Annotated in this window: 15 protein-coding genes and 2 tRNA genes; 13 read left to right on the top strand and 4 right to left on the bottom strand. The window is 68.1% G+C overall.

Features of this window, described 5'->3' with window-relative positions:
• Positions 1 to 18: 18 nt before the first annotated feature.
• Positions 19 to 756, bottom strand: coding sequence for a uracil-DNA glycosylase family protein (locus tag K6T50_RS01035; RefSeq protein ID WP_222607603.1), 738 nt, complete (start codon positions 754 to 756; stop codon positions 19 to 21).
• Between the two features lie 113 nt (positions 757 to 869).
• Here K6T50_RS01035 and K6T50_RS01030 point away from each other — a divergent pair, with 113 nt between their 5' ends.
• Positions 870 to 1,397 carry a GNAT family N-acetyltransferase gene (locus K6T50_RS01030; RefSeq protein ID WP_222607602.1) on the top strand — a complete coding sequence of 176 codons (528 nt, stop codon included), beginning with the start codon at positions 870 to 872 and terminating at the stop codon, positions 1,395 to 1,397.
• Positions 1,398 to 1,422: 25 nt separating this feature from the next.
• Here K6T50_RS01030 and K6T50_RS01025 read toward each other — a convergent pair whose 3' ends face one another.
• Entirely contained in the window at positions 1,423 to 1,896 is a 474-nt protein-coding gene (locus tag K6T50_RS01025) for a DUF5793 family protein (protein WP_222607601.1), read from the bottom strand.
• A gap of 129 nt (positions 1,897 to 2,025) precedes the next feature.
• Here K6T50_RS01025 and K6T50_RS01020 point away from each other — a divergent pair, with 129 nt between their 5' ends.
• From K6T50_RS01020 to K6T50_RS00995, 6 genes are all read left to right on the top strand, one after another.
• Positions 2,026 to 2,559, top strand: coding sequence for a DUF7549 family protein (locus K6T50_RS01020; RefSeq protein ID WP_222607600.1), 534 nt, complete (start codon positions 2,026 to 2,028; stop codon positions 2,557 to 2,559).
• Between the two features lie 130 nt (positions 2,560 to 2,689).
• Positions 2,690 to 4,570: a type II/IV secretion system ATPase subunit gene (locus K6T50_RS01015; RefSeq protein ID WP_222607599.1), complete on the top strand. Its 1,881-nt coding sequence runs from the start codon at positions 2,690 to 2,692 to the stop codon at positions 4,568 to 4,570.
• A 3-nt stretch (positions 4,571 to 4,573) separates the two neighbouring features.
• Positions 4,574 to 6,706 (top strand): type II secretion system F family protein, encoded by a 2,133-nt coding sequence (locus tag K6T50_RS01010; RefSeq protein WP_222607598.1) that lies wholly within the window; start codon positions 4,574 to 4,576, stop codon positions 6,704 to 6,706.
• Positions 6,703 to 7,428, top strand: coding sequence for a class I SAM-dependent methyltransferase (locus tag K6T50_RS01005; RefSeq protein WP_222607597.1), 726 nt, complete (start codon positions 6,703 to 6,705; stop codon positions 7,426 to 7,428). Before K6T50_RS01010 ends, K6T50_RS01005 begins: the two co-directional genes overlap by 4 nt.
• 131 nt (positions 7,429 to 7,559) lie before the next feature.
• A complete protein-coding gene (locus K6T50_RS01000; protein ID WP_222607596.1) occupies positions 7,560 to 8,702 on the top strand; it encodes an NAD(P)/FAD-dependent oxidoreductase in 1,143 nt (380 codons plus the stop codon).
• A 141-nt stretch (positions 8,703 to 8,843) separates the two neighbouring features.
• Positions 8,844 to 8,915: transfer RNA gene (locus K6T50_RS00995), tRNA-Gly, on the top strand.
• A 150-nt stretch (positions 8,916 to 9,065) separates the two neighbouring features.
• On the opposite strand, the gene K6T50_RS00990 is transcribed toward K6T50_RS00995, so the two are convergent.
• Both K6T50_RS00990 and K6T50_RS00985 read right to left on the bottom strand, forming a co-directional pair.
• Positions 9,066 to 10,373, bottom strand: coding sequence for an MFS transporter (locus tag K6T50_RS00990; protein ID WP_222607595.1), 1,308 nt, complete (start codon positions 10,371 to 10,373; stop codon positions 9,066 to 9,068).
• Between the two features lie 117 nt (positions 10,374 to 10,490).
• Positions 10,491 to 11,309, bottom strand: a complete 819-nt coding sequence (locus K6T50_RS00985) for an HD domain-containing protein (protein WP_225935428.1) — start codon at positions 11,307 to 11,309, stop codon at positions 10,491 to 10,493.
• 239 nt (positions 11,310 to 11,548) lie between these two features.
• Between K6T50_RS00985 and K6T50_RS00980 the strand changes: the two genes are divergently transcribed.
• From K6T50_RS00980 to K6T50_RS00955, 6 genes are all read left to right on the top strand, one after another.
• Positions 11,549 to 12,139, top strand: a complete 591-nt coding sequence (locus K6T50_RS00980; RefSeq protein ID WP_222607593.1) for a zinc-ribbon domain-containing protein — start codon at positions 11,549 to 11,551, stop codon at positions 12,137 to 12,139.
• A gap of 294 nt (positions 12,140 to 12,433) precedes the next feature.
• Complete coding sequence (locus tag K6T50_RS00975) at positions 12,434 to 12,736, top strand: Sec-independent protein translocase subunit TatA/TatB (RefSeq protein ID WP_222607592.1); 303 nt, start codon at positions 12,434 to 12,436, stop codon at positions 12,734 to 12,736.
• A 50-nt stretch (positions 12,737 to 12,786) separates the two neighbouring features.
• Positions 12,787 to 12,859: transfer RNA gene (locus tag K6T50_RS00970), tRNA-Arg, on the top strand.
• 396 nt (positions 12,860 to 13,255) lie between these two features.
• Entirely contained in the window at positions 13,256 to 16,318 is a 3,063-nt protein-coding gene (locus K6T50_RS00965; protein ID WP_222607591.1) for a type II/IV secretion system ATPase subunit, read from the top strand.
• Entirely contained in the window at positions 16,319 to 18,376 is a 2,058-nt protein-coding gene (locus tag K6T50_RS00960) for a type II secretion system F family protein (protein ID WP_222607590.1), read from the top strand.
• Positions 18,373 to 18,939, top strand: a complete 567-nt coding sequence (locus K6T50_RS00955) for a DUF7287 family protein (RefSeq protein ID WP_225935345.1) — start codon at positions 18,373 to 18,375, stop codon at positions 18,937 to 18,939. The genes K6T50_RS00960 and K6T50_RS00955 overlap by 4 nt, the downstream gene beginning before the upstream one ends.
• Position 18,940 lies beyond the last annotated feature (1 nt).

Below are 18,940 nucleotides of genomic sequence, written 5' to 3'. Positions count from 1 at the left end.
AGACGGTCCGCTCGACGGTCACCGAACGAGGTACGGGTCCGAGCCGGCGATGAACCGCCCGAGATCCGACTCGCGCCGGTAATCCGTCGCCCGGAGTGTCGCGAGCGACTCGATCAGCCGGTCGGCGTCGCCGGAGGCGGTGGCGTTGCCGGGAGCCGGCGCGTCGCCGCCGTCGGTCGCGCCGGCCGCCCGGGTCGACTCGGCGGCCTCGCCGGCGCCGGGGATCCACTCGGCGGGCTCCTTGACCGGGAGGACGAGCCAGCCGGAGCCGCGGATCTCGCGGCCGTGAAGGTCGTCCATCACGATCGGGGTCTTGTGCGCCTGCGCGGTGTACTGCTCCAGCACGTGTCGGGTCGCGCGCTCGCCCACCGGAAGCAGGACGTGGGCGGCGATGGCGCGAAGCTCGGCGTCGAAGAACCGCTCCATGTCGTCGTACGAGGCCTGTGTCGGCGCCCCGTCGGGGCCGAGGCGGTCGCCGGTCGCCTCGCACATGTGGAGATACGAGAGGTACGTCGAGTCGACGACCGGGGCGTCGCCCGCCGACTCCAATAGCCCGGCGCGGACCAGCGCGTCGAGTAACCGCTCCCCGGCGGGCGAGCCGGTGAACGGGACGCCCGTGTCGAGGCCCCCGTGAGCGCCGGGGTGGTCGCCGACGACGTGGAAGTCGGCGTTCGCGTCGCCGTACCCGGGGACGAACCGCTCGCAGCCCGGGTCCATCCCGAAGGGGTTCGAGACGCGGTCGGTGACGTTCTTCACGGACACTCGTTGGCCGTCTGAGCCACATGGCGCTTCCGGTTCGCGCGCTCGGCCGTGAGGCAGGCGGGACGGACAGCCGAAACGGATACGTCGAGGGAGCGGTATGATACCATATGACAATTCGACGCGCGACCGTCGGCGACGCGGACGCTATCCGGCGGATCGCCGGCGACTCGTGGGAGGCGGACTACCCGTCGATCCTCAGCAGGGAGAGCGTCGAGTCCGGGGTCGAGGAGTGGTACGATCCCGCCCGCGTCCGGGGAGCGGTCGAGGCCGACGACGAGCTGCTGTACGTGGCCGAGCGCGGCGAGGACACCACTGCCGACGCCGCCGATGCCGAGGAAATCGTCGGATTCGCCCACGGCGTCGTCGACGGGAACGCCGGCGCCGGTCACGTCCTCCGGCTGTACGTCCACCCGGACGCCCGTGGCGAGGGACGTGGGCGTCGGCTGCTGGAACGGGTCCGCGACGACCTGTTCGACCGCGGCGTCGACCGGATCCACGCGACGGTGCTGAGGGAGAACGAGCCCGGAAACGAGTTCTACCGATCGTTCGGCTTCGAACGGACGGGGGAGGCGGAGACGACGATCGGCGGCGAGGCGTATCCGGAGACGAACTACACGCTGCGACGAACGCGGTGACCCCCTCGACGACGTCGCCCCGGGGTCAGAGTTCGACGCCGGACGGGATCAGGCTCTCGTGGCGAAGCAGGTTCCCCTCGGCGTCGTACACGAGGAACGTCTCCTTCTCGTAGGTGACGAGGGGGTCGCCGTCGACGTCGATCTCGACGCGGTAGCGGCCGTCGCCGTCGCTGGCGCGGCCGTACTCGCGGGCCGCGCGGATGAACCGGAGCACGTCGTCGGCGGACTCGTTGAGTTCGAGAACGAAATCGCCGGTGTGGCGGTTCGTCACCCCGACGACGCCCGTCGCCTCGGGGTCGCGCTCGTGGTCGGACTGGAGCCGGAACGCCACGTCGGTCTCCCCGGCGTCGAGCAGCTCGCCGTCGGTCCCGGTGAGGCGCTCCCGGAGGAGGTCCTCCTGGCCGTGAAAGTCGATATATACGTGGGGCTTGGCGGGATCAGCGTCGGTCTCGACCCAGTCGATGTGCTCCACAGTCAACTCGAAGTAGTCGCGCCTCATTCCGTGAACGGTCGTACGGGATCGGTGTGTAAGTACGTAACGCCCCGGGAACGTACGACGGTTGTGGGCCCCCGTCCGCGCGGTCGACGGTCCAATCGATTTATTTCGGCGGGGCGTGCTCCGGGGAACATGGTCTGGGTCCGATCGGAGTACGCGGGGGAGCTGGCCGTCCTCTCGACGTGGGTCGCGGCGCTGCTCCCGTGGAACGTGTTCTACGGCGCCGTCGCCGGGGGGTCGGTGCTGTTCGTCCGCTTCCCGCTGTTTCAGATCCGCTACGCCTTCGGCCTCCCGTTCGTCCGGGCGACGAGCGTCTCCTCGCCGGTGTCGGCGTTCCTCCTCCAGTCGGGCACCTCCGTGCAGGTCGCCTACGGGCTCTGGCTCGTCGGCGCAGCCGTGTATCTCGTCGCGCTCGTGATCTCCGTGTACTACTACCGCGAGGAGGAGCGCGCCGAGTCGTGGGGCGTCGATCCCGTCGACGTGCTGGGCGGCCTGCTCGTCGCCTCCGCCGTGCTGTTCCTCGTCGCCTCTGTGTTGCTTCCGGAGCGCTTTTTCGGGATCGGTTTCGGCATCGGCGGCGGGATCCCCGGCGTGTCGATCCCGGTGGGCGCCGTGCTCCAGCTCGTGCTCGGCGGCGTGCTCCTGCGGGCGGACCGAGTGAACTGAGGAACGCGACGAACGGACCGAGAACGGTGACGTCGGGTCCCGTTCGTCGGGGCGGACCGCGACGGTATCAGATCTGTGAGCGCCGGTGGTGAAGTTAAGTACCGGACTTCCCTACGACAACCAGTAACCGATGTCGGGGGACGCCGCTGACGCCACGGCCGAGGACAGCCCCCTGTCGACGCTCAGGCGGCGCCTCGAACGGACGATCGAGGTGCTCAGGGGCGCCGACCTCGACGTTCGGCCGTTCCTCCCGGGCGAGGACGGCCCGCTGGCGTCGTTCGACCCGCCCCCCGACCACGAGGAGGTCGACCGCTACTGGGTGAACGCCCCGTACGCGTACGTCGTCGTCACCTACGACACCGAGGACGACAACCACGTCTACCACGTCGTCGAACCCGAACTCGACGACTTCGAGTTCGAGCTGCTCCAGCGCGTCGTCGACGACATCCGCGACCCGCTGTTGTTCCGCGACGACCCGAACGAGGCCGACGACGAGACCCTTCGCGACGAGCTTGCGGCGCTGTTGGAACAGTACGGCGTCGACGCGTCGATGTCGACGTTTCACGCGCTGTCGTACTACCTCCGGCGCGACTTCCGCGGGTACGGGAAGGTCGACGCGCTCCTGTCGGACCGACACATCGAGGACATCTCGTGTGACGGCTACGACCTCCCGATCTTCGTCTATCACGACGAGTACAGCGACATCGAGACGAACGTCGTCTTCGGCCCCGACGAACTCGACAACTACGTCATCCGCCTGGCCCAGCGGTCGGGCCGACACATCTCCGTCGGCGATCCCATCGTCGAGACGACGCTCCCGGACGGCTCGCGCGCCGAGTTGGCGCTCGGCGAGGAGGTCACCCCGCGCGGGTCGGCGTTCACCATCCGCCAGTACGCCGAGGAGCCGTTCACGCCGATCGACCTGATCGAGTACGGCACCTTCTCGATCGAGCAGATGGCCTACTTCTGGCTGTGCATCGAGCACAACAAGAGCCTCATCTTCGCCGGCGGCACCGCCTCGGGGAAGACCACCTCGATGAACGCGGTGTCGATGTTCATCCCGCCGCGCTCGAAGGTGCTCACCATCGAGGACACCCGCGAGCTGTCGCTGTATCACGACAACTGGCTCTCGTCGGTCACCCGCGAGCGCATGGGCGAGGGCGAGGACATCGACATGTACGACCTCCTGCGCTCGGCGCTCCGGCACCGTCCCGAATACATCATCGTCGGCGAGGTGCGCGGCGAGGAGGCGCTCACCCTGTTCCAGGCGATGAACACCGGCCACACGACGTTCTCGACGATGCACGCGGACTCCATCGAGACCGTGATCAACCGCCTGGAGAACGAGCCGATCAACGTCCCGCGGGCGATGGTCCGGTCGCTGGACCTGCTGTCGGTGCAGACGCTCGCCCGCTTCGAGGGCGGGAGGGTGCGCCGCGCGAAGACCGTCGGCGAGATCGGCGGGATCGACCAGCGGACCGGCGAGTTGGACTACTCGTCGGTGTTCGAGTGGGAGGCGGGGTCGGACAGCTTCGCCAGCCGGGACTCCTCGCTGCTCGATGAGATCCAATCGGAACGGGGGTGGAGCCGGGCGGAGCTGCTGTCGGAGCTTCGCGACCGCAGACGGTTCCTCGAACACCTCCACGACCGCGGCGTCACCGACTACCGGCGGTTCACCGCGCTCGTCAACGAGTACTACGCCGATGCCGACCGCGTGATGGCCCGGATCGAGGAGGCCGAGGACGGCACGGAGGGCGAAGCGCTCGGATCGGACACGGCGGATCCGGCTGACCTCGGCCCAACCGGCCCAACCGGCCCAACCGCGGACGACGACCGAGCCGTTGGCCCCGCCGGCGACGACCCGACGGATCGGGATCGGTCGGCGGATCGGAACGACCCGACGGACCCGGGAGGCTCGACGGACCCGGACGACTCGCCGGAACTGGACGATTCAACGAACCCGAACGGTTCGACAGATTCGGGTGGGTCGGACACCGGCGGCGGGGACTGACGGATGGTGTTGTCGTTCCTGCCGCTGGTCGGGACGCTGCTCCTCCTGGCACCCGTCGCCGCGGCGTCGGTGAGCCCGGGGGCGAACCTCGCAGTGACCCGGGTTGCGGTTCACGCCTTCGGCGACTACGTGGGCGCCGACCGGCCCCGGAAGCACCGCCAACGCGACCGCCTTCGGGCGGCACACGTCGGCGTCACCCACCGGCTGTACGCCTCGAAGACGCTGCTGTACGCCGCCGTCGCCGGCGTCTCGGGGAGCGTCCTCGGCGTGTACGTCGCCGCGGCGACGCTGGCGCTCCTGCGGATCGGCGGGGAGGCGATCCGGACGGCACTGCCCGCATTGCTGGGCTTTCTCGCGGACTTGACCCGGATCGGCCAGCTCACGGTCACGGAGCTGTTCCCCCTCCTCTTGCTCTCCTCGGCGACCGTGGGCGTCGGGTCGGCCGTCGCCGTGTACCTCTTCCGGTGGGAGATCCTCGACCAGCGGGCACACGCGAGAGCGACACAGATCGAGGCGACGCTCCCCCGAACGGTCGCGTTCGTGTACGCGCTGTCGCGCTCGGGGATGGCGCTGCCGGCGGTGTTGGAGACGCTGTCGCGAAACGAGGACGTGTACGGCGAGGCCGCCCGCGAGCTGGGCGTCGCCGTCCGCGACATGAACACGTTCGGAACGGATGTCCTCACCGCGCTCGAACACATGGCCGAGCGAACGCCCTCCCAGAACATGGCCGAGTTCGGCGAGAACCTCGCGTCCGTGCTCGGCAGCGGCCAGGAGCTGTCGGCGTTCCTGCGCGACCAGTACGAGCGGTATCAGGAGGAGGCGGAGTCCCAACAGGAGCAGTATCTCGAGCTCATCTCGACGTTCGCGGAGGCGTACGTAACCGTACTCGTCGCGGGACCCCTGTTCTTCATCACGATCCTGGTCGTCATCGGGATCGTCCTCTCGGACACCCTTCCGCTGTTGCGCGCGGTGGTCTACCTCGCGATCCCGCTGGCGAGCTTCGGCTTCGTCGTCTACATCGACTCGATCACTCGGTCGACGGGCGACGCGATCGCGGCGGACCAGCCGGTGGGAGACGCGCGCCTCGACGCGGTGACCCGGTCGAACGCAGACGGATTCGGCGACGGTTCGGGCGCTCGGACGGACGGGGGCGCGACGGGCGTCGACCGCGGCGGCGCCGAGCGAGGGGATCGGTGGGCGGCGAGCAGGGAACGGCTGGCCGCGTACGACCGGATCGAGGCCGTGCTCGACGCCGCCCGGCGCCCGGCGGGGATCGTGCTCGAACGGCCGGAGCTGACCGCGCTCCTCACGGTTCCGGTCGGGCTGTGGTGGGTGTGGATGCGGACGCCGTCGTTCCGGCCCACGCCGACGGCGTTCGCCCGGGCGGTCGACTCGCCGGTGATCGAGGCGGCGCTGCTGGTGCTCGCAGCCTACGGCCTCGCCTACGAGATCGAGAAGCGACGGATCCGGGCGATCGAACGCGCGGTACCCGACTTCCTCGATCGGATGGCGAGCGTCAACGACGCCGGCGTGAGCGTCATCGAGAGCCTCCGTCGGCTCACGAGATCCGACCTCGGGCGGCTCACCCCGGAGTTAGAGCGGACGTGGCGTGACGTGCAGTGGGGTGCGACCGTGACGACGGCGCTCGACAGGTTCCGCCGGCGGGTTCACTCGCCGATGGTGTCGCGGGCGATCGCGCTCGTCACGAACGCCGTCGACGCGAGCGGCGACGTGGCGCCGGTCCTGGAGATCGCGGCCGACGAGGCGCGCTCGACGCGGCGGCTCCGCAGGGAGCGACGACAGGTCATGGTGACGTACCTGCTCGTGATCTACGTCTCCTTCGCGGTGTTTCTCGGCATCATCGGGGCGCTGACGGTGGCGTTCATTCCGGCCGTCGAGGGGGCGCAGCTGTCGTCCCCCGGCGGCGTCTCCGGCGTCTCGACCGGCGTGTTCGAGGGGATCGGCGGCGTCGACACCGACAGCTACGTCCTGATATTCTATCACGCATCCGCGATCCAGGCGGTCGCGTCGGGGCTCATCGCCGGACAGTTGGGCGAGGGGAACGTCAGCGACGGCGTGAAACACGCGACCGTCATGCTCCTGCTCGCGTACCTCACGTTCGTGATCGTCGGATGACCCCGGACAACCCGACCCACACTGACGACTCGGACCCCACCGAAGGCGACGGCGTCGACGCGTCCGACCCGTCACGGTCGCCGCCGTCGGCCGCGTCGACGTACGACCGCATCGCGACCCACTTCTCGAAGACGCGTGAACACGCCTGGCCGGAGGTGGAGTCGTTCCTCGACGGTCGCTCAGGGCGGGTCGGGCTCGACGTCGGCTGCGGCAACGGTCGTCACTGCGAACCGCTCGCCGACCGTGTCGACCGGGTCGTCGGCGTTGACGTGAGCCGGGGGCTGTTGCTGGAGGCTGGCGCGAGAGCCAGCGAGTGCGGGTACGACTCGGGCGTGTCCTTCGTTCGCGGCGACGCCGCCGCGCTTCCCGTCGCCGACAGTCGCGTCGATCTGGCGGTGTACGTCGCCGCGCTCCATCACCTCCGTCCGCGCGAGCGACGGGTCGCCTCGCTGTCGGAGCTCGCCCGGGCGCTCGCGCCCGACGGTCGGGCGCTGGTGAGCGCGTGGAGCACCGCCCACGACCGCTTCGACGCCGACGCGGACTCGGAGGCAGGGTTCGACACGACGGTCGATTGGACCCTTCCGGGCGGGGAGACGGTGCCCCGCTTCTATCACATCTACGCGCCGCGGGAGTTCGACGCGGACCTGGCCGCGTCCGACTTGCGGGTCGTCAGGTCGGTCGTCTCCAGCGGCAACTGTTATGCGGTCGTCGCGCCGGAGTGAGCTTCCGAGCCGCAGCCCATGGAACCGGCCGGCGAGCGGTGTCCGTGTGTATGTGAACGCCTGCCGGGTGGATACGCCGGCCGCACGACCGGACGCGTTTTTATACGGGGGCCGACCCAACGTCGAGACAGATGATCAGCGACGACGAGTTCGACTTCGACGTGACGGTTGTCGGCGCCGGTCCGGCGGGGCTGACGAGCGCGCTGTACGCGACCAGGCTCGGTCTCGACACGCTCGTCGTGAACCGCGGCGGCGGCCGCGCGGCGATGATGCGCGACACCCACAACGTCATCGGGGTCACCGAGGAGACCTCGGGCAACGAGTTCCTCAAGACCGCCCAGGAGCAGGTCAAAAGCTACGGCGGGGAGTACCGTCGCGGGTTCGTGGAGCACGTCGAGGCGATCGGTAGAGGCGGCGGGGACAGCGACAGCAGAGGCAGTGGGGACGACGGCGACGTAGACGAGGGGGACGACGGCGCCCCCGACGGGTTCCGAGTCGACACCGGCGACGAGGAGTTGACGACGCGACGCGTCGTGCTCGCGACCGGGTTCTCCGACGAGCGCCCCGACCCGCCGCTGCCCCGCACCGGCATGGGGCTGCACTACTGCCTCCACTGTGACGCGTACATGTTCGTCGACGAGTCGGTGTACGTGATGGGGACGGGCGACTCCGCCGCCTACGTCGCGATGATCATGCTCAACTTCACAGACGAGGTGGACGTCCTCCTGCGCGGCGAGGAACCCGACTGGTCCGACGACACCGCGGAGATGCTGGAGAACCACCCGGTCGACGTGGTCCGAGAGGAGATCACGGGGATGAACAAGGACGACGACGGCTGGCTGGAGAGCTTCGAGTTCGAGGACGGGACCGTCCGCGAGTACAAGGGTGGCTTCCCGATGTACGGCTCGGACTACCACGCCGAACTCGCCGACGCGCTCGGGTTGGAGCGGGAGGACTCGGGGGAGGTCGCCGTCGACGACCACGGGCGGACCTCCCTCGAGGGCGTGTACGCCGTCGGCGACCTCACTCCGGGTCACAACCAGATCCCCGTCGCGATGGGCGAGGGCGCCAAGTGCGGCATCGCGATCCACATGGACCTGCGGGCGTTCCCGCGGTCGACCGACGACATCGCCGACCTCGGCCCCGTCGACGAGAGCGAGGTGCCGGCCGTTTCCCCCGAACTCATGGCGACCGCCGTCGCCCACGAGGGGCACGCAGGCGGCCCGCGGGCGGACGCAGATGAGGTCGAGGGCGAGGCGACCGCCGACGACTGATCCGGGACGACGACCGGCCGACGGAAACGGCAAACCCCTTATTCTTGGACCGGAAAGCGTGAGGTAGCTCCCGCGCGCCGGTGGTGAGCAAACAGAAGGGTTTGCGAGGTACGGCGCACGAGCGAGCGAAGCGAGCGATGTGCGCCGGTGGTCTAGCTGGTATGACTTTGGCCTTCCAAGCCAACGACCCGGGTTCAAATCCCGGCCGGCGCATTTTTGCCGAACGAAGTGAGAGACGTACTCGCCTTCGAGGGATTTAAAGTAGACCGGACGCGCGCAGCGGTGTGAGCACGTCCGGGCGTGGTTCAAATCCCGGCCGGCGCAGTTCTTGTGGGTTCCACGTCGCCAGCGGCGCCGACGGGATCAGTCGTCTGCCGGGTCCGCGTCCAGTTCCTCCAGCGCCGCCTCCCGCGCCGACGCCCGGCGGAACACGACCCAGAAGACGCCGGAAGCGACGACGATGAACCCCGCGGCCGTGTAGAAAGCGGCGCTCGTGGAGACGTACTGCTTGATGGCCCCGATGCCGACCGGCCCCGCGACCTGCCCGACCTTCCAGGAGATCGATCGGAGGCTCATCGCTGAGGCGACGGAGTCGTAGCGCTCGCCCTCCTCGACGAACAGCGACATCGACGCCGGCAGGCGGATCGAGTCGGCGACACCCAGGATCATGTACGCCCCGAAGAGGCTGAAGAACGCGCCGCCGAGCACCTGCTCGCCGCCGAAGGCGACGAACCGAACCGGGTCGACCGTCCCCTCGAAGTAGTAGCTCAGGGGGATGAGCGCCGTGCCGATCCCGTACAGGAACGCGCCGGCGACGACGAAGTACTCCTTGTTGCCGACGCGGTCGGAGAGGTCGCCGACGTACCCCTGAGTGATCGACTTCGTGAGCTTCCCGCCCGCGAGGATCCAGCCGATTGCGAACGCGGTTGTTCCGAACTCGGTGCGCGCGAGGATGGGGAGGAAGATGATCACCGCCATCTTGCCGACCGAGAACGCGAGCCGGAAGACGACGAGCGCGCGGATCATCGGGAGGTCGAGCAGCGCCTTCAGCGTCGCGACGCCGTCGCCGGCGTCGTTCTCGGTGCCGCCGCCGGGATCGTCGCGGAGGTTGAGGAACACGAGGACGAACGCGAGGATCGTGACCGCGGTGAGGACGACGTACGTGAACGTGTACCCCTCCGCGAACAGGAGGTAGCCGCCGACCACGTCCCCCGCGAGGCTGGAGAACGCCGCGACCTGGTTGTACGAACCGAGCCAGCGGCCGTTCTGGTCGTCCGGCGCGATGTGGCCGACGACGGTCGAGCCCGTGATCCAGAGGACGGACGCGCCGACGCCCTGCAAGACCCGGACGAGGATGACGTGCGTCGCGCTCTCGACGAGCATGAACCCGAAGAAGACGACCACGTTGATCGCGAGCCCCAGCAGGAGCCAGTGTTTCGCGTTGCTCGTGTCGACCTTCCGGCCGAGCGGGAGGACGATGAGCAACTGGACGACGGCGAAGGCGGTGCCGAACAGTCCCTCGACCGTGCCGGTCGTCCCGAAGTCCTCGGCGTACAGCGCCAGCGCGATGAGCAGCGTCGAGTACGCCTGACTGCGCGCGAACGCAGTGCCCGCCAGCGCCGAGAACTCCTTGTCGCGCAGGAGGGCGACGGAGTTGCCGAACTGCACCACTGTTACGTTCCGAAACACACAGGGTGCGCTTAAATTCCATCATCGCGGCCGGATACGGGGTGAGTTCTCACGGTGTACGTTCATCGCAATCCCCGGATCGCTCCGGCGGCGACGCCGCTACAGCTCGATCCGTTCGACGAGCTGGTCGTCGCTTTTCGTGTTGATCGCGACGATGCGGACGAGGTCCTCGATGAGCGAGTCGCGAAGCTTCGCTTTGAGGAGGTTGTCGACCTGATAGACGCCCGCGGCGTTCACCATCTCGATCTCGACGAGCACGGGCATCGCGTCGCCGTCGTGGCCGTCGGCCTCGCTGCCGGGCTTGAGGTCGACGTTGCTGATGGCCTGCGAGGAGAGCGTGTTGATGCCGCGACCGCCCTTCTCGTAGGGGATCCGGGAGCGACCCCGCTCCATGTCGAGCGCGTCGGCGACGCGGATGACGCCCGCCTCGCGGGTGAGCGGCGTCTCCTCGGTGTGGTGACAGAGGATGGCGTGGAGGACCTCCGCTTTCACGCGGACGGCCTCCTCGGTTCCGTAGTAGTCGAACTGCGGGAGGAACCGATCCAGCAGGTCGGCCGCCAGCGGGATCGAGTAGTAGGCGTGATCGTCGCGGTGGACGACGTGGCCGATGTCGTGGATCGTGGCCGCGAGCGCGACGATCACCGCCTCGTCGGCCTCGTCGAGCCCCTGCTCGCTCGCGCCGTTGAACTCGACGCCGCCGCGCTTCAGCAGGTCGTACAGTCGCAACGCCCGGTTGCGGACGATCTCGATGTGCTTGGCGCCGTGGTCGTTGTACCCCTTGCGCGTGACGGCGTTGACGTTCTGCGCGCGGAGGTACGTCCGGATCTCGGGATCGGACTCGATGGCTGCCAACACCTCGTTCACGCGCTCGTCGGGGAACGCGTGCTCGGCGTCGGGGTCGTACTGCCGAACGCTCATCTTGTTCGGGTCGTCGTCCGGAGTCGTCTCCGTCGAACCGGCGTTGTCGCTCATACCACGGCGGACGTGGGGCGCCCGCAAAAGGGCTCGGCCTCTCCCGTGGTTCTCCCTCGATCCTCCGCAATCGTTGCGCTGGAGGGTTCGGCGGCATGGATCGACGCTCGGAGATCGTCTTCCGACCGCCCGTTCCGACCGGATCTGTCGAAACAATTACTTACGAATGCTGTGATGCGCCCGGCATGGTGACCGATCCGACCGACGGAGCGGGGCGCTCTCCGGAGGGATCGACCGGCGACGACCCCGGTGACGGTGTGGAACAGTCCGGAAGGAAACCGACTGACGACGGCACCGCCGAAGGGGTCGGGCAGTCGACGGAGAACCCGACCGGCGGCGGCTCAGTCGAGGGCGCCGAACAGGCCACGGAGGAACTGCACGAGGACCCCGACGACGCGGATTCCCGTGAGAAGGGGCCCAACGACATGTACTGCTCCTCCTGTGGTGCGGTCATCAAGAAGAACGCCGAGCTCTGCCCAGAGTGTGGGGTAGCGACGGGCAACACCGGGGTCTCCGGCTCGCGTTCGACGGGCACCCCGGCTTCCGGAACTGCGGCCGGCGGGTCGTCGACGGGAAAGAACACGTTCCTCGTCGGCGGCGCCGTCTCCGGCCTGATCGCGTTCGTCCTGCTTCCGATCGTGTTCGGTCCGCTCTCGATCTACTGCGGCTACCGGGTGTACCGGGACTTCGACGAAGCGCAGGGGATCGCGGTGGCCGCCTGGGGCGGTCTCGCCCTCGTCGTCGGGATGATCTTCGGCGCGATGATGTTCCTATAGGTCCGTCGACACGGCGGTGGCCGTCGGCGCACGATGCACGCGCCGGCGCGCACCGCGCCGGTCGCAGTCGAGCTGCCGACGGTTCCGTACCAACTGCGCTCAACATCTTCCCAGGCTGGTCACCGTTCACGTCTCGACTGCCGATCTCGGGCCCGCCGTGGAGGCGACTTCGGATCGACACCGTCCCTCCGTCAAACGGGGATATTCCGGTTGTTCCGTGCAAGAACGCCTGTGGAGGCCGTACCGTTCGGTCCAAAAAGCCTATAATTGCCACCGGGTAAGCCGGGAGTAGAGATGCCTACCACCCTACCCCTGTTCGGCGCCATCCCGGGCGGTCCGGAGATGCTCATCATCCTGCTCGTGTTGGTGCTGCTGTTCGGCGCGAACAAGATCCCCAAGCTGGCCCGCTCGACCGGGCAGGCGATGGGCGAGTTCAAGAAGGGCCGCGAGCAGGTCGAAGAGGAGCTTCAGGAGATGCAGGAGGGCGAGATCGACGAGGACGACGAGATCGCCGCCGACTCGACCGTCGATTCGACGGCCGACTCGTCCACCGGCTCGACCGACGACAGCGTCGAGACCGACACGGAGAAAAACTAAGGCGCCGTCCCGGACCGTTTTTACCCGCCCGCCGAACACTCCCCATCGCGGGGCGTGTGGCCAAGCGGATACGGCGAGCGGTTCCTAACCGCTAGATCGCGGGTTCGAATCCCGTCACGCCCGTTGCGAGGTCGAGCGCAGCGAGACCTCGATGCGAACGGGGAGCGAAGCGACCCGTGAGCCCGTTCACTCGCTTCGCTCGTTCACGTCCGTGACGTAGTAACACTCGCTCGCTCCGCTCGCTCGCGTGACTCCCGTCACGCCCGTCGCGAGGTCAAGCGTAGCGAGACCTCGAATCGAACGACGAACGAAGCGATCCGTGAGTGATATCGCGCGTTGCTCGGGACGAGCGAGTACCCCGATTGCCGAATTCTTTCCGACTTCGAGCAACTCATTACAAACCGAACAGGACGGAAGCGAGTTCCCTCGAAAACCGGCTATGTAACGTGTGTACCGTCGCTTCTCAGCGGTGATATGGAGGGCAAGCATTTAACGTGGCGCCCGAATTGAGTCAACTTAATGGCTACCGACGAGGCTGACGCGGCCGCCGGCTCCGGATTCGAGGACGGATCCGGGTCGGCGACGCGCTCGGGGGATGCGGCCGTCGTCGGGGAGTACACGTGGCCGGACTTCCTGCGGGATCACGGACACGAGGACGCTGCCGACGAACTCGTCGAACGCCTCCGGACGGAGGTCCTCGAGGAGGACGAGGACGGCGAGGAGGTCGTGCGGATCGAGGTCCGCGCCGCGACCGCCGAGGACCTGGCGGCGCTCGGCGTCGCCGATGTCGCCGCCGGGGCGCTCGGGATCGACCCCGGCGATGTCCCGACGACCGTCGGCTCGGCCGGCGCGCTCGGCGAGTCGATCGCGGACCGCTCCCCGCTGCTGGCGTACGACGAGACCCCGGTCTGGAAGGACATCTACACGTGGGACGACTACCGCGAGGAGTACTTCCTCGACGAGGAGGGGAACCCGCCGACCGACGAGGAGGACGAGCCCCTGGAGTTCACCGACGCCGACAAGGCCGAGGCGCTGGGGTTCGACCCGAACCGCGTCGAGGAGACGCTCGGGCACCTCGCGAAGCGCGCGCCGGAGTTGGACGAGGTGGTCGACGATCGGACGGTCGACGTCGCCGACGACGTCGACGAGGACGCGTTCTTCAGCGACGCCGCCGGGACGACGACGGTCGCGAACCGCTACGACCTGGAGAAGGCGGTGCCGATGCCGAAGAAGCGCCACTTCCGCGAGGTCGAGCGGTACTGGGTGAACGAGCCGTACTCGTTCGTGATCGTCTTTCACTCGACGAAGGAGAACGAGAAGAAGTACTACGTCGTCGAGCCGTACCGCAACGCCATCGAGGAGGACCTGTTCGAGTTCCTCGAGGGGAAGCTCCGCTCGGCGATCAAGTACGCCGACGAGGGCGCCGTCGCGACCGACGACGATCACCGGCGGCTGACGATCCGCGAGGAGACGTACGACCTGCTGGACCGGTACGACCTCTACACCCGCGACGCCGGCCCGCAGCTCGGCGACAAGCTCGCGGAGCTGTTCGGCGTCGAGGTCGACGATGAGGGCGCCGCGGGTCGGTTGATCCGCGCGCTCGGCGTCGCCCCCCGCGAGTCCGACGGCGAGATCGAGGGCATCGCCGCGCGCCCCGAGCCCGCGGTTCTCGCGGAGGACCCGGACACGCTCACCGAGTACACCGTGACGAAGGCGCTGTATTACCTCGAACGCGACTTCGTCGGCTACGAGCGCATCGACGGCATCAAACACGACATCAACGTCGAGGACATCTCCTGTGACGGGTACAACTCCCCCGTCTTCGTCTACCACTCCGACTACGAGCAGATCATCTCGAACGTCTACCACGGCGAGCAGGAGTTGGACGACTTCGTCGTCAAACTCGCCCAGCGATCGGGGAAGGGGATCTCGAAGCGCCGCCCGCAGGTCGACGCCACGCTCCCCGACGGCTCGCGTGCACAGCTAACCCTCGGCAAGGAGGTGTCCGACCACGGGACCAACTACACTATCCGGCAGTTCAAGGACGTCCCGTTCACGCCGATCGACCTCATCAACTGGAACACGTTCAGCCTCGACGAGATGGCGTTCCTGTGGCTGTGCATCGAGAACCACAAGAGCGTGATCTTCGCGGGCGGCACCGCCTCCGGGAAGACGACCAGCCTGAACGCCGTCTCGCTGTTCATCCCCTCGAACTCGAAGATCGTCTCCATCGAGGACACCCGCGAGGTGGAGCTGCCCCAGCGCAACTGGATCGCCTCCGTCACCCGCCCCTCGTTCGCGGACGACGACGGCGGCGACGTGGACGAGTTCGACCTGCTGGAGGCCGCGCTGCGCCAGCGGCCCGACTACATCGTCATGGGCGAGATCCGCGGCGAGGAGGGCCGCACCCTCTTTCAGGTCATGTCGACCGGGCACACGACGTACACGACCTTCCACGCGGACAACGTCGGCGAGGTACTCAAGCGGTTCACCACCGAGCCGATCAACGTCTCGAAGACGATGTTCACGGCGCTGGATCTCGTGTCGGTGCAGGCGTCGACCCGGGTGCAGGGTCGGAAGGTCCGCCGGAACAAATCACTCACGGAGATCAACCACTACGACGCCGAGAACGACGAGATCAACGTTCAGGACGTCTATCAGTGGCAGGCCGAGACGGACGAGTTCCTCCACATGGGCGACTCCAACACCCTCGAGGAGATCATGTTCGACCGTGGATGGAGTCACGAGACGCTCGAGGAGGAGTTGCTCAAGCGGCGCGCGGTGATCGCCTACCTGATCGACCGCGGGCTCAACACGTACACGCAGGTTGCGGCGACGCTCCAAGCGTTCATCAACGACCCCGAGACGATCCTCTCGCTGATGGCGAACGAACGGCTGGAGACGAGCCTCGACGACCTCCGGGAGATGGAGTCGGTCCTGATCGACGTGGACGAGGACAAAGAGGAGATGGTTCCCCGTCCGGAGCCCTCCGAGGCGCAGGCGGCGGAGGCGGAGTCGATCCTCGAGGAGGCGGACCCGATCCTCGCGGAGTTCCGCGGCGAGCGCACCGACGGCGTCGCGGCAGCCCTGGGCGCCGTCGAGCCGGCCGGCGATGTCGCCGCCGAGCCGGGGGCGGGGGAGGCGCTCGCCGGCGACGCGGACACGAACGCGGACGCGACCGCCGGCGGCGCACCGTTCGACGGGATCGGTCCGGAGCCGCTCGATGTCGGCCGATCGTTCGACACGGGTGGGTCGGATGACGCGACCAACGCGGACAACACAGATGACGCGGACGACGGCGCGGCCGACCCGACCGGCGAGGCGACCGACGCGTTCGACGCGATCGATCAGTTCGACGACGACCGACCGGACGACGCCCGTTCGGACGGCGACACGGCGATCGACGCGGGCACGCCAGACGACGACGGGGACGCGTCCGACCCCGTCGTCGACGGGGCATCCCCCGACGAGGAGGTGATCGACGACTGGGGATTCGGGGAGGTCGCTGAACCCGACGACGGCGAACACGACGACGGCGACGACCCGACGGACGGAGCGGACGGCGAAGAGGGGAAGACGTAGATGAGCCTCGACACCGACTCGGGCTTCGGGAGCGCGCGAGGCTTCGCGGACGCCTTCTACCCGCTGTTCCGGCGGCTGTTCGACGAGGACGGGGACTTCGTCGACACCGTCGATACGAAACTGACGCAGGCGCGGATGAACCAACCCGTCGAGCTGTACGTCTCCCGGGCGCTCGGTGTCGGCGTACTCGTGGGGCTGGCGCTGTGGCTGGTCGGGATACTGCTTGGCTGGGGGCTGTTCGCGTTCGGGATCGTCCAGGCTGAGTCGATCGGGCTGGGAATCCCAGTGAGTTCTCCGGGGCAGGCGGCGCTGTTGGAGTCGCTCACCGAGCCCGCGGCCGTGATCGTCAGCGGCGTCGTCTTCGGAAGCGTCGGGTTCGGGCTCGGGTTCGGGACGCTGCTCGCGATCCCGTACCAACGGGCGGACGCCCGAAAGCGCGAGATCAATATGCTGCTCGCGGACGGCGTCTCGTTCATGTACGCCCTCTCGGTGGGCGGGTTGAACCAACTGGAGATCTTCGAGGCGATGGCGGAGGCCGACGACACGTACGGGGAGGTGGCAAAGGAGTTCCAGAGCATCGTCCAGGAGACGAGCTACTTCGGCACCGACTACCGCAACGCGGTCCGCCAGCAGTCCATCGAGACGCCCAGCGAGGAGTTCTCGCAGTTCCTCACGGACATGCTGTCGATCATCAACTCCGGCGGCGACATGGAGCGGTTCCTCTACGATAAAAAAGAGAAACACCTGCGCACGTCGAAACAGCAGCAGGAGCTGACGCTGGAGACGCTGGAGCTGTTCGGCGAGATGTACATGACGCTGTCGCTGTTTCCCCTCCTGCTCATCATCATCCTCGTCATCATGTCGATGCTCGGGCAGGGACAGGACTTCCTGCTGACGGCAACCGTGTACCTGCTCACGCCGCTCATCGGCGTCGGCTTCCTCGTGCTCGTGTCGACGGTGAAGCAGGACGAGCCGGGCGACGGCTACCTCGACCCCGGCGGCGTCGACGAGCACTTCGCCGAGGAGCAGCGCGAGGGACTGCTCCACCTCGGGCTCGTCGAGGCGTTCGTCGGCGACTTCTCGCTGTTCGATCGGATCCGGTCGCGCGAGGGGACGTACAAGACCGGGCAACTGCTGAAGGCGCCGCACGTGTTCTTCCGGGACAACCCCCTGTTCACGCTCGCGCTGACCGGGCCCGCCGCGCTCGTGTTGGTCGGGTTCGGCGTCGCCTCCGGCGACGCGCCGCTCACGTTTCAGGGGTTCGTCGAGAACCCGGTGTGGTCGACGTTCGTGTGGGTGTACGTCCCCGCGTACGTCACGCTGATCCCGCTGGTGGTCTTCTACGAATGGCACCAGCTCCGGCGCGGCGGGATCACCGGTAAGCTCTCGGACAACCTCCGGAAGCTCTCCTCGGCCAACGATACCGGGCAGACGCTGTTGGAGTCGATCCGGACGACGGCCGACACCTCGAGCGGGAAGCTCGCCGAGGAGTTCGAGGTGATGTACGCGAAGGTGAACTACGGGATGAGCCTCCGGGAGGCGCTCGTCGAGTTCAACAACAAGTACCATATCCCGCGGCTCGCCCGCACAGTGAAGCTCATCTCGGAGGCCCAGCAGGCGTCCAGCCAGATCACGGACGTGCTGACGACCGCGGCGCAGGCCTCCGAGAACCAGGACGACATCGAACGCGAACGGATCTCCCGCACCCGGATGCAGGTGGCGATCATCCTGATGACGTACCTCACCCTGCTCGCGGTGATGGCGATCCTGAAGCTCCGGTTCCTCGACGTGCTCGCGGGGCTGACCGCCCAGACTGGCGGCGGAGGCGGCGGTGCCGGCACCGCGACGGGCGGGGGCGGCGGGCTCGGATCCGGCGGCTTCGGCGGCAACGTCAACGTCGACCGCCTGTCGGTGCTGTTCTTTCATGCGGTGACGATACAGGCGGTGCTCTCGGGGGTCATCGCGGGGTACATCCGCAGCGCCGACATCGTGAGCGGGATGAAGTACGTGGTCGTGTTGCTCACCGTCGCACTCGGCGTGTGGGTGGTGGTTGCGTGAGCGCCGACCCGTGGCGTTCGGGAGGGAGCGGCGGCGAGAGACCGGACGGTGACGGACGCGACCGCGGTGGCGACGCCGCGGACCCGGGTGGCGACGCCGGCGAACGCGGACAGACGACGATCGACTACGCGGTCGGGGTGAGCGTCTTCCTGCTGGTCGTCGCCTTCGTGTTCGCGTTCGCCCCGTCGCTCACCGCGCCGTTCACCGGCGACGCGACCGACGCCGTCGTCGTCGCCGATCGGTCGGCCGACCGGGTCGCGAACGACCTGCTCGTCGAGAACCCGGCGCGACCGACGGTCCTGAACGCCACCTGTACCCAAGCGTTCTTCGATACCGACGGGCCGGACCGGTCGGACGACTGCCGCTATGACGCGAACGCCACGGACCTGAAGGGCGCCCTCGGCGTGATCTCGCCGGCACGGACGGTGAACGTGACCGTCGTCGACGACGGGTCGACGCTCGCGGCGGGACCGTCGCCGCCGCGGGACGCGGACGTGTCGGTCGCCCGCCGGGCGGTCCTGCTCGACGGATCGGACGCGACCGTGGTCGTACGGGTGTGGTAAC

It is taken from the genome of Halobaculum magnesiiphilum (assembly GCF_019823105.1).
GTDB classification, from domain to species: domain Archaea; phylum Halobacteriota; class Halobacteria; order Halobacteriales; family Haloferacaceae; genus Halobaculum; species Halobaculum magnesiiphilum.
Note: the sequence above shows the minus strand (reverse complement) of the source record. Positions and strands in the feature narration are given on the sequence as shown.

Coding starts and splice junctions, on each gene's coding strand:
- K6T50_RS00985 (WP_225935428.1), bottom strand. CDS start 11,309: ATGAGCGTTCGGCAGTACGACCCCGACGCCGAGCACGCGTTCCCCGAC.
- K6T50_RS00960 (WP_222607590.1), top strand. CDS start 16,319: ATGAGCCTCGACACCGACTCGGGCTTCGGGAGCGCGCGAGGCTTCGCG.
- K6T50_RS01010 (WP_222607598.1), top strand. CDS start 4,574: ATGGTGTTGTCGTTCCTGCCGCTGGTCGGGACGCTGCTCCTCCTGGCA.
- K6T50_RS00975 (WP_222607592.1), top strand. CDS start 12,434: ATGCCTACCACCCTACCCCTGTTCGGCGCCATCCCGGGCGGTCCGGAG.
- K6T50_RS00980 (WP_222607593.1), top strand. CDS start 11,549: ATGGTGACCGATCCGACCGACGGAGCGGGGCGCTCTCCGGAGGGATCG.
- K6T50_RS01000 (WP_222607596.1), top strand. CDS start 7,560: ATGATCAGCGACGACGAGTTCGACTTCGACGTGACGGTTGTCGGCGCC.
- K6T50_RS01020 (WP_222607600.1), top strand. CDS start 2,026: ATGGTCTGGGTCCGATCGGAGTACGCGGGGGAGCTGGCCGTCCTCTCG.
- K6T50_RS01025 (WP_222607601.1), bottom strand. CDS start 1,896: ATGAGGCGCGACTACTTCGAGTTGACTGTGGAGCACATCGACTGGGTC.
- K6T50_RS00965 (WP_222607591.1), top strand. CDS start 13,256: ATGGCTACCGACGAGGCTGACGCGGCCGCCGGCTCCGGATTCGAGGAC.
- K6T50_RS01005 (WP_222607597.1), top strand. CDS start 6,703: ATGACCCCGGACAACCCGACCCACACTGACGACTCGGACCCCACCGAA.
- K6T50_RS01030 (WP_222607602.1), top strand. CDS start 870: ATGACAATTCGACGCGCGACCGTCGGCGACGCGGACGCTATCCGGCGG.
- K6T50_RS01015 (WP_222607599.1), top strand. CDS start 2,690: ATGTCGGGGGACGCCGCTGACGCCACGGCCGAGGACAGCCCCCTGTCG.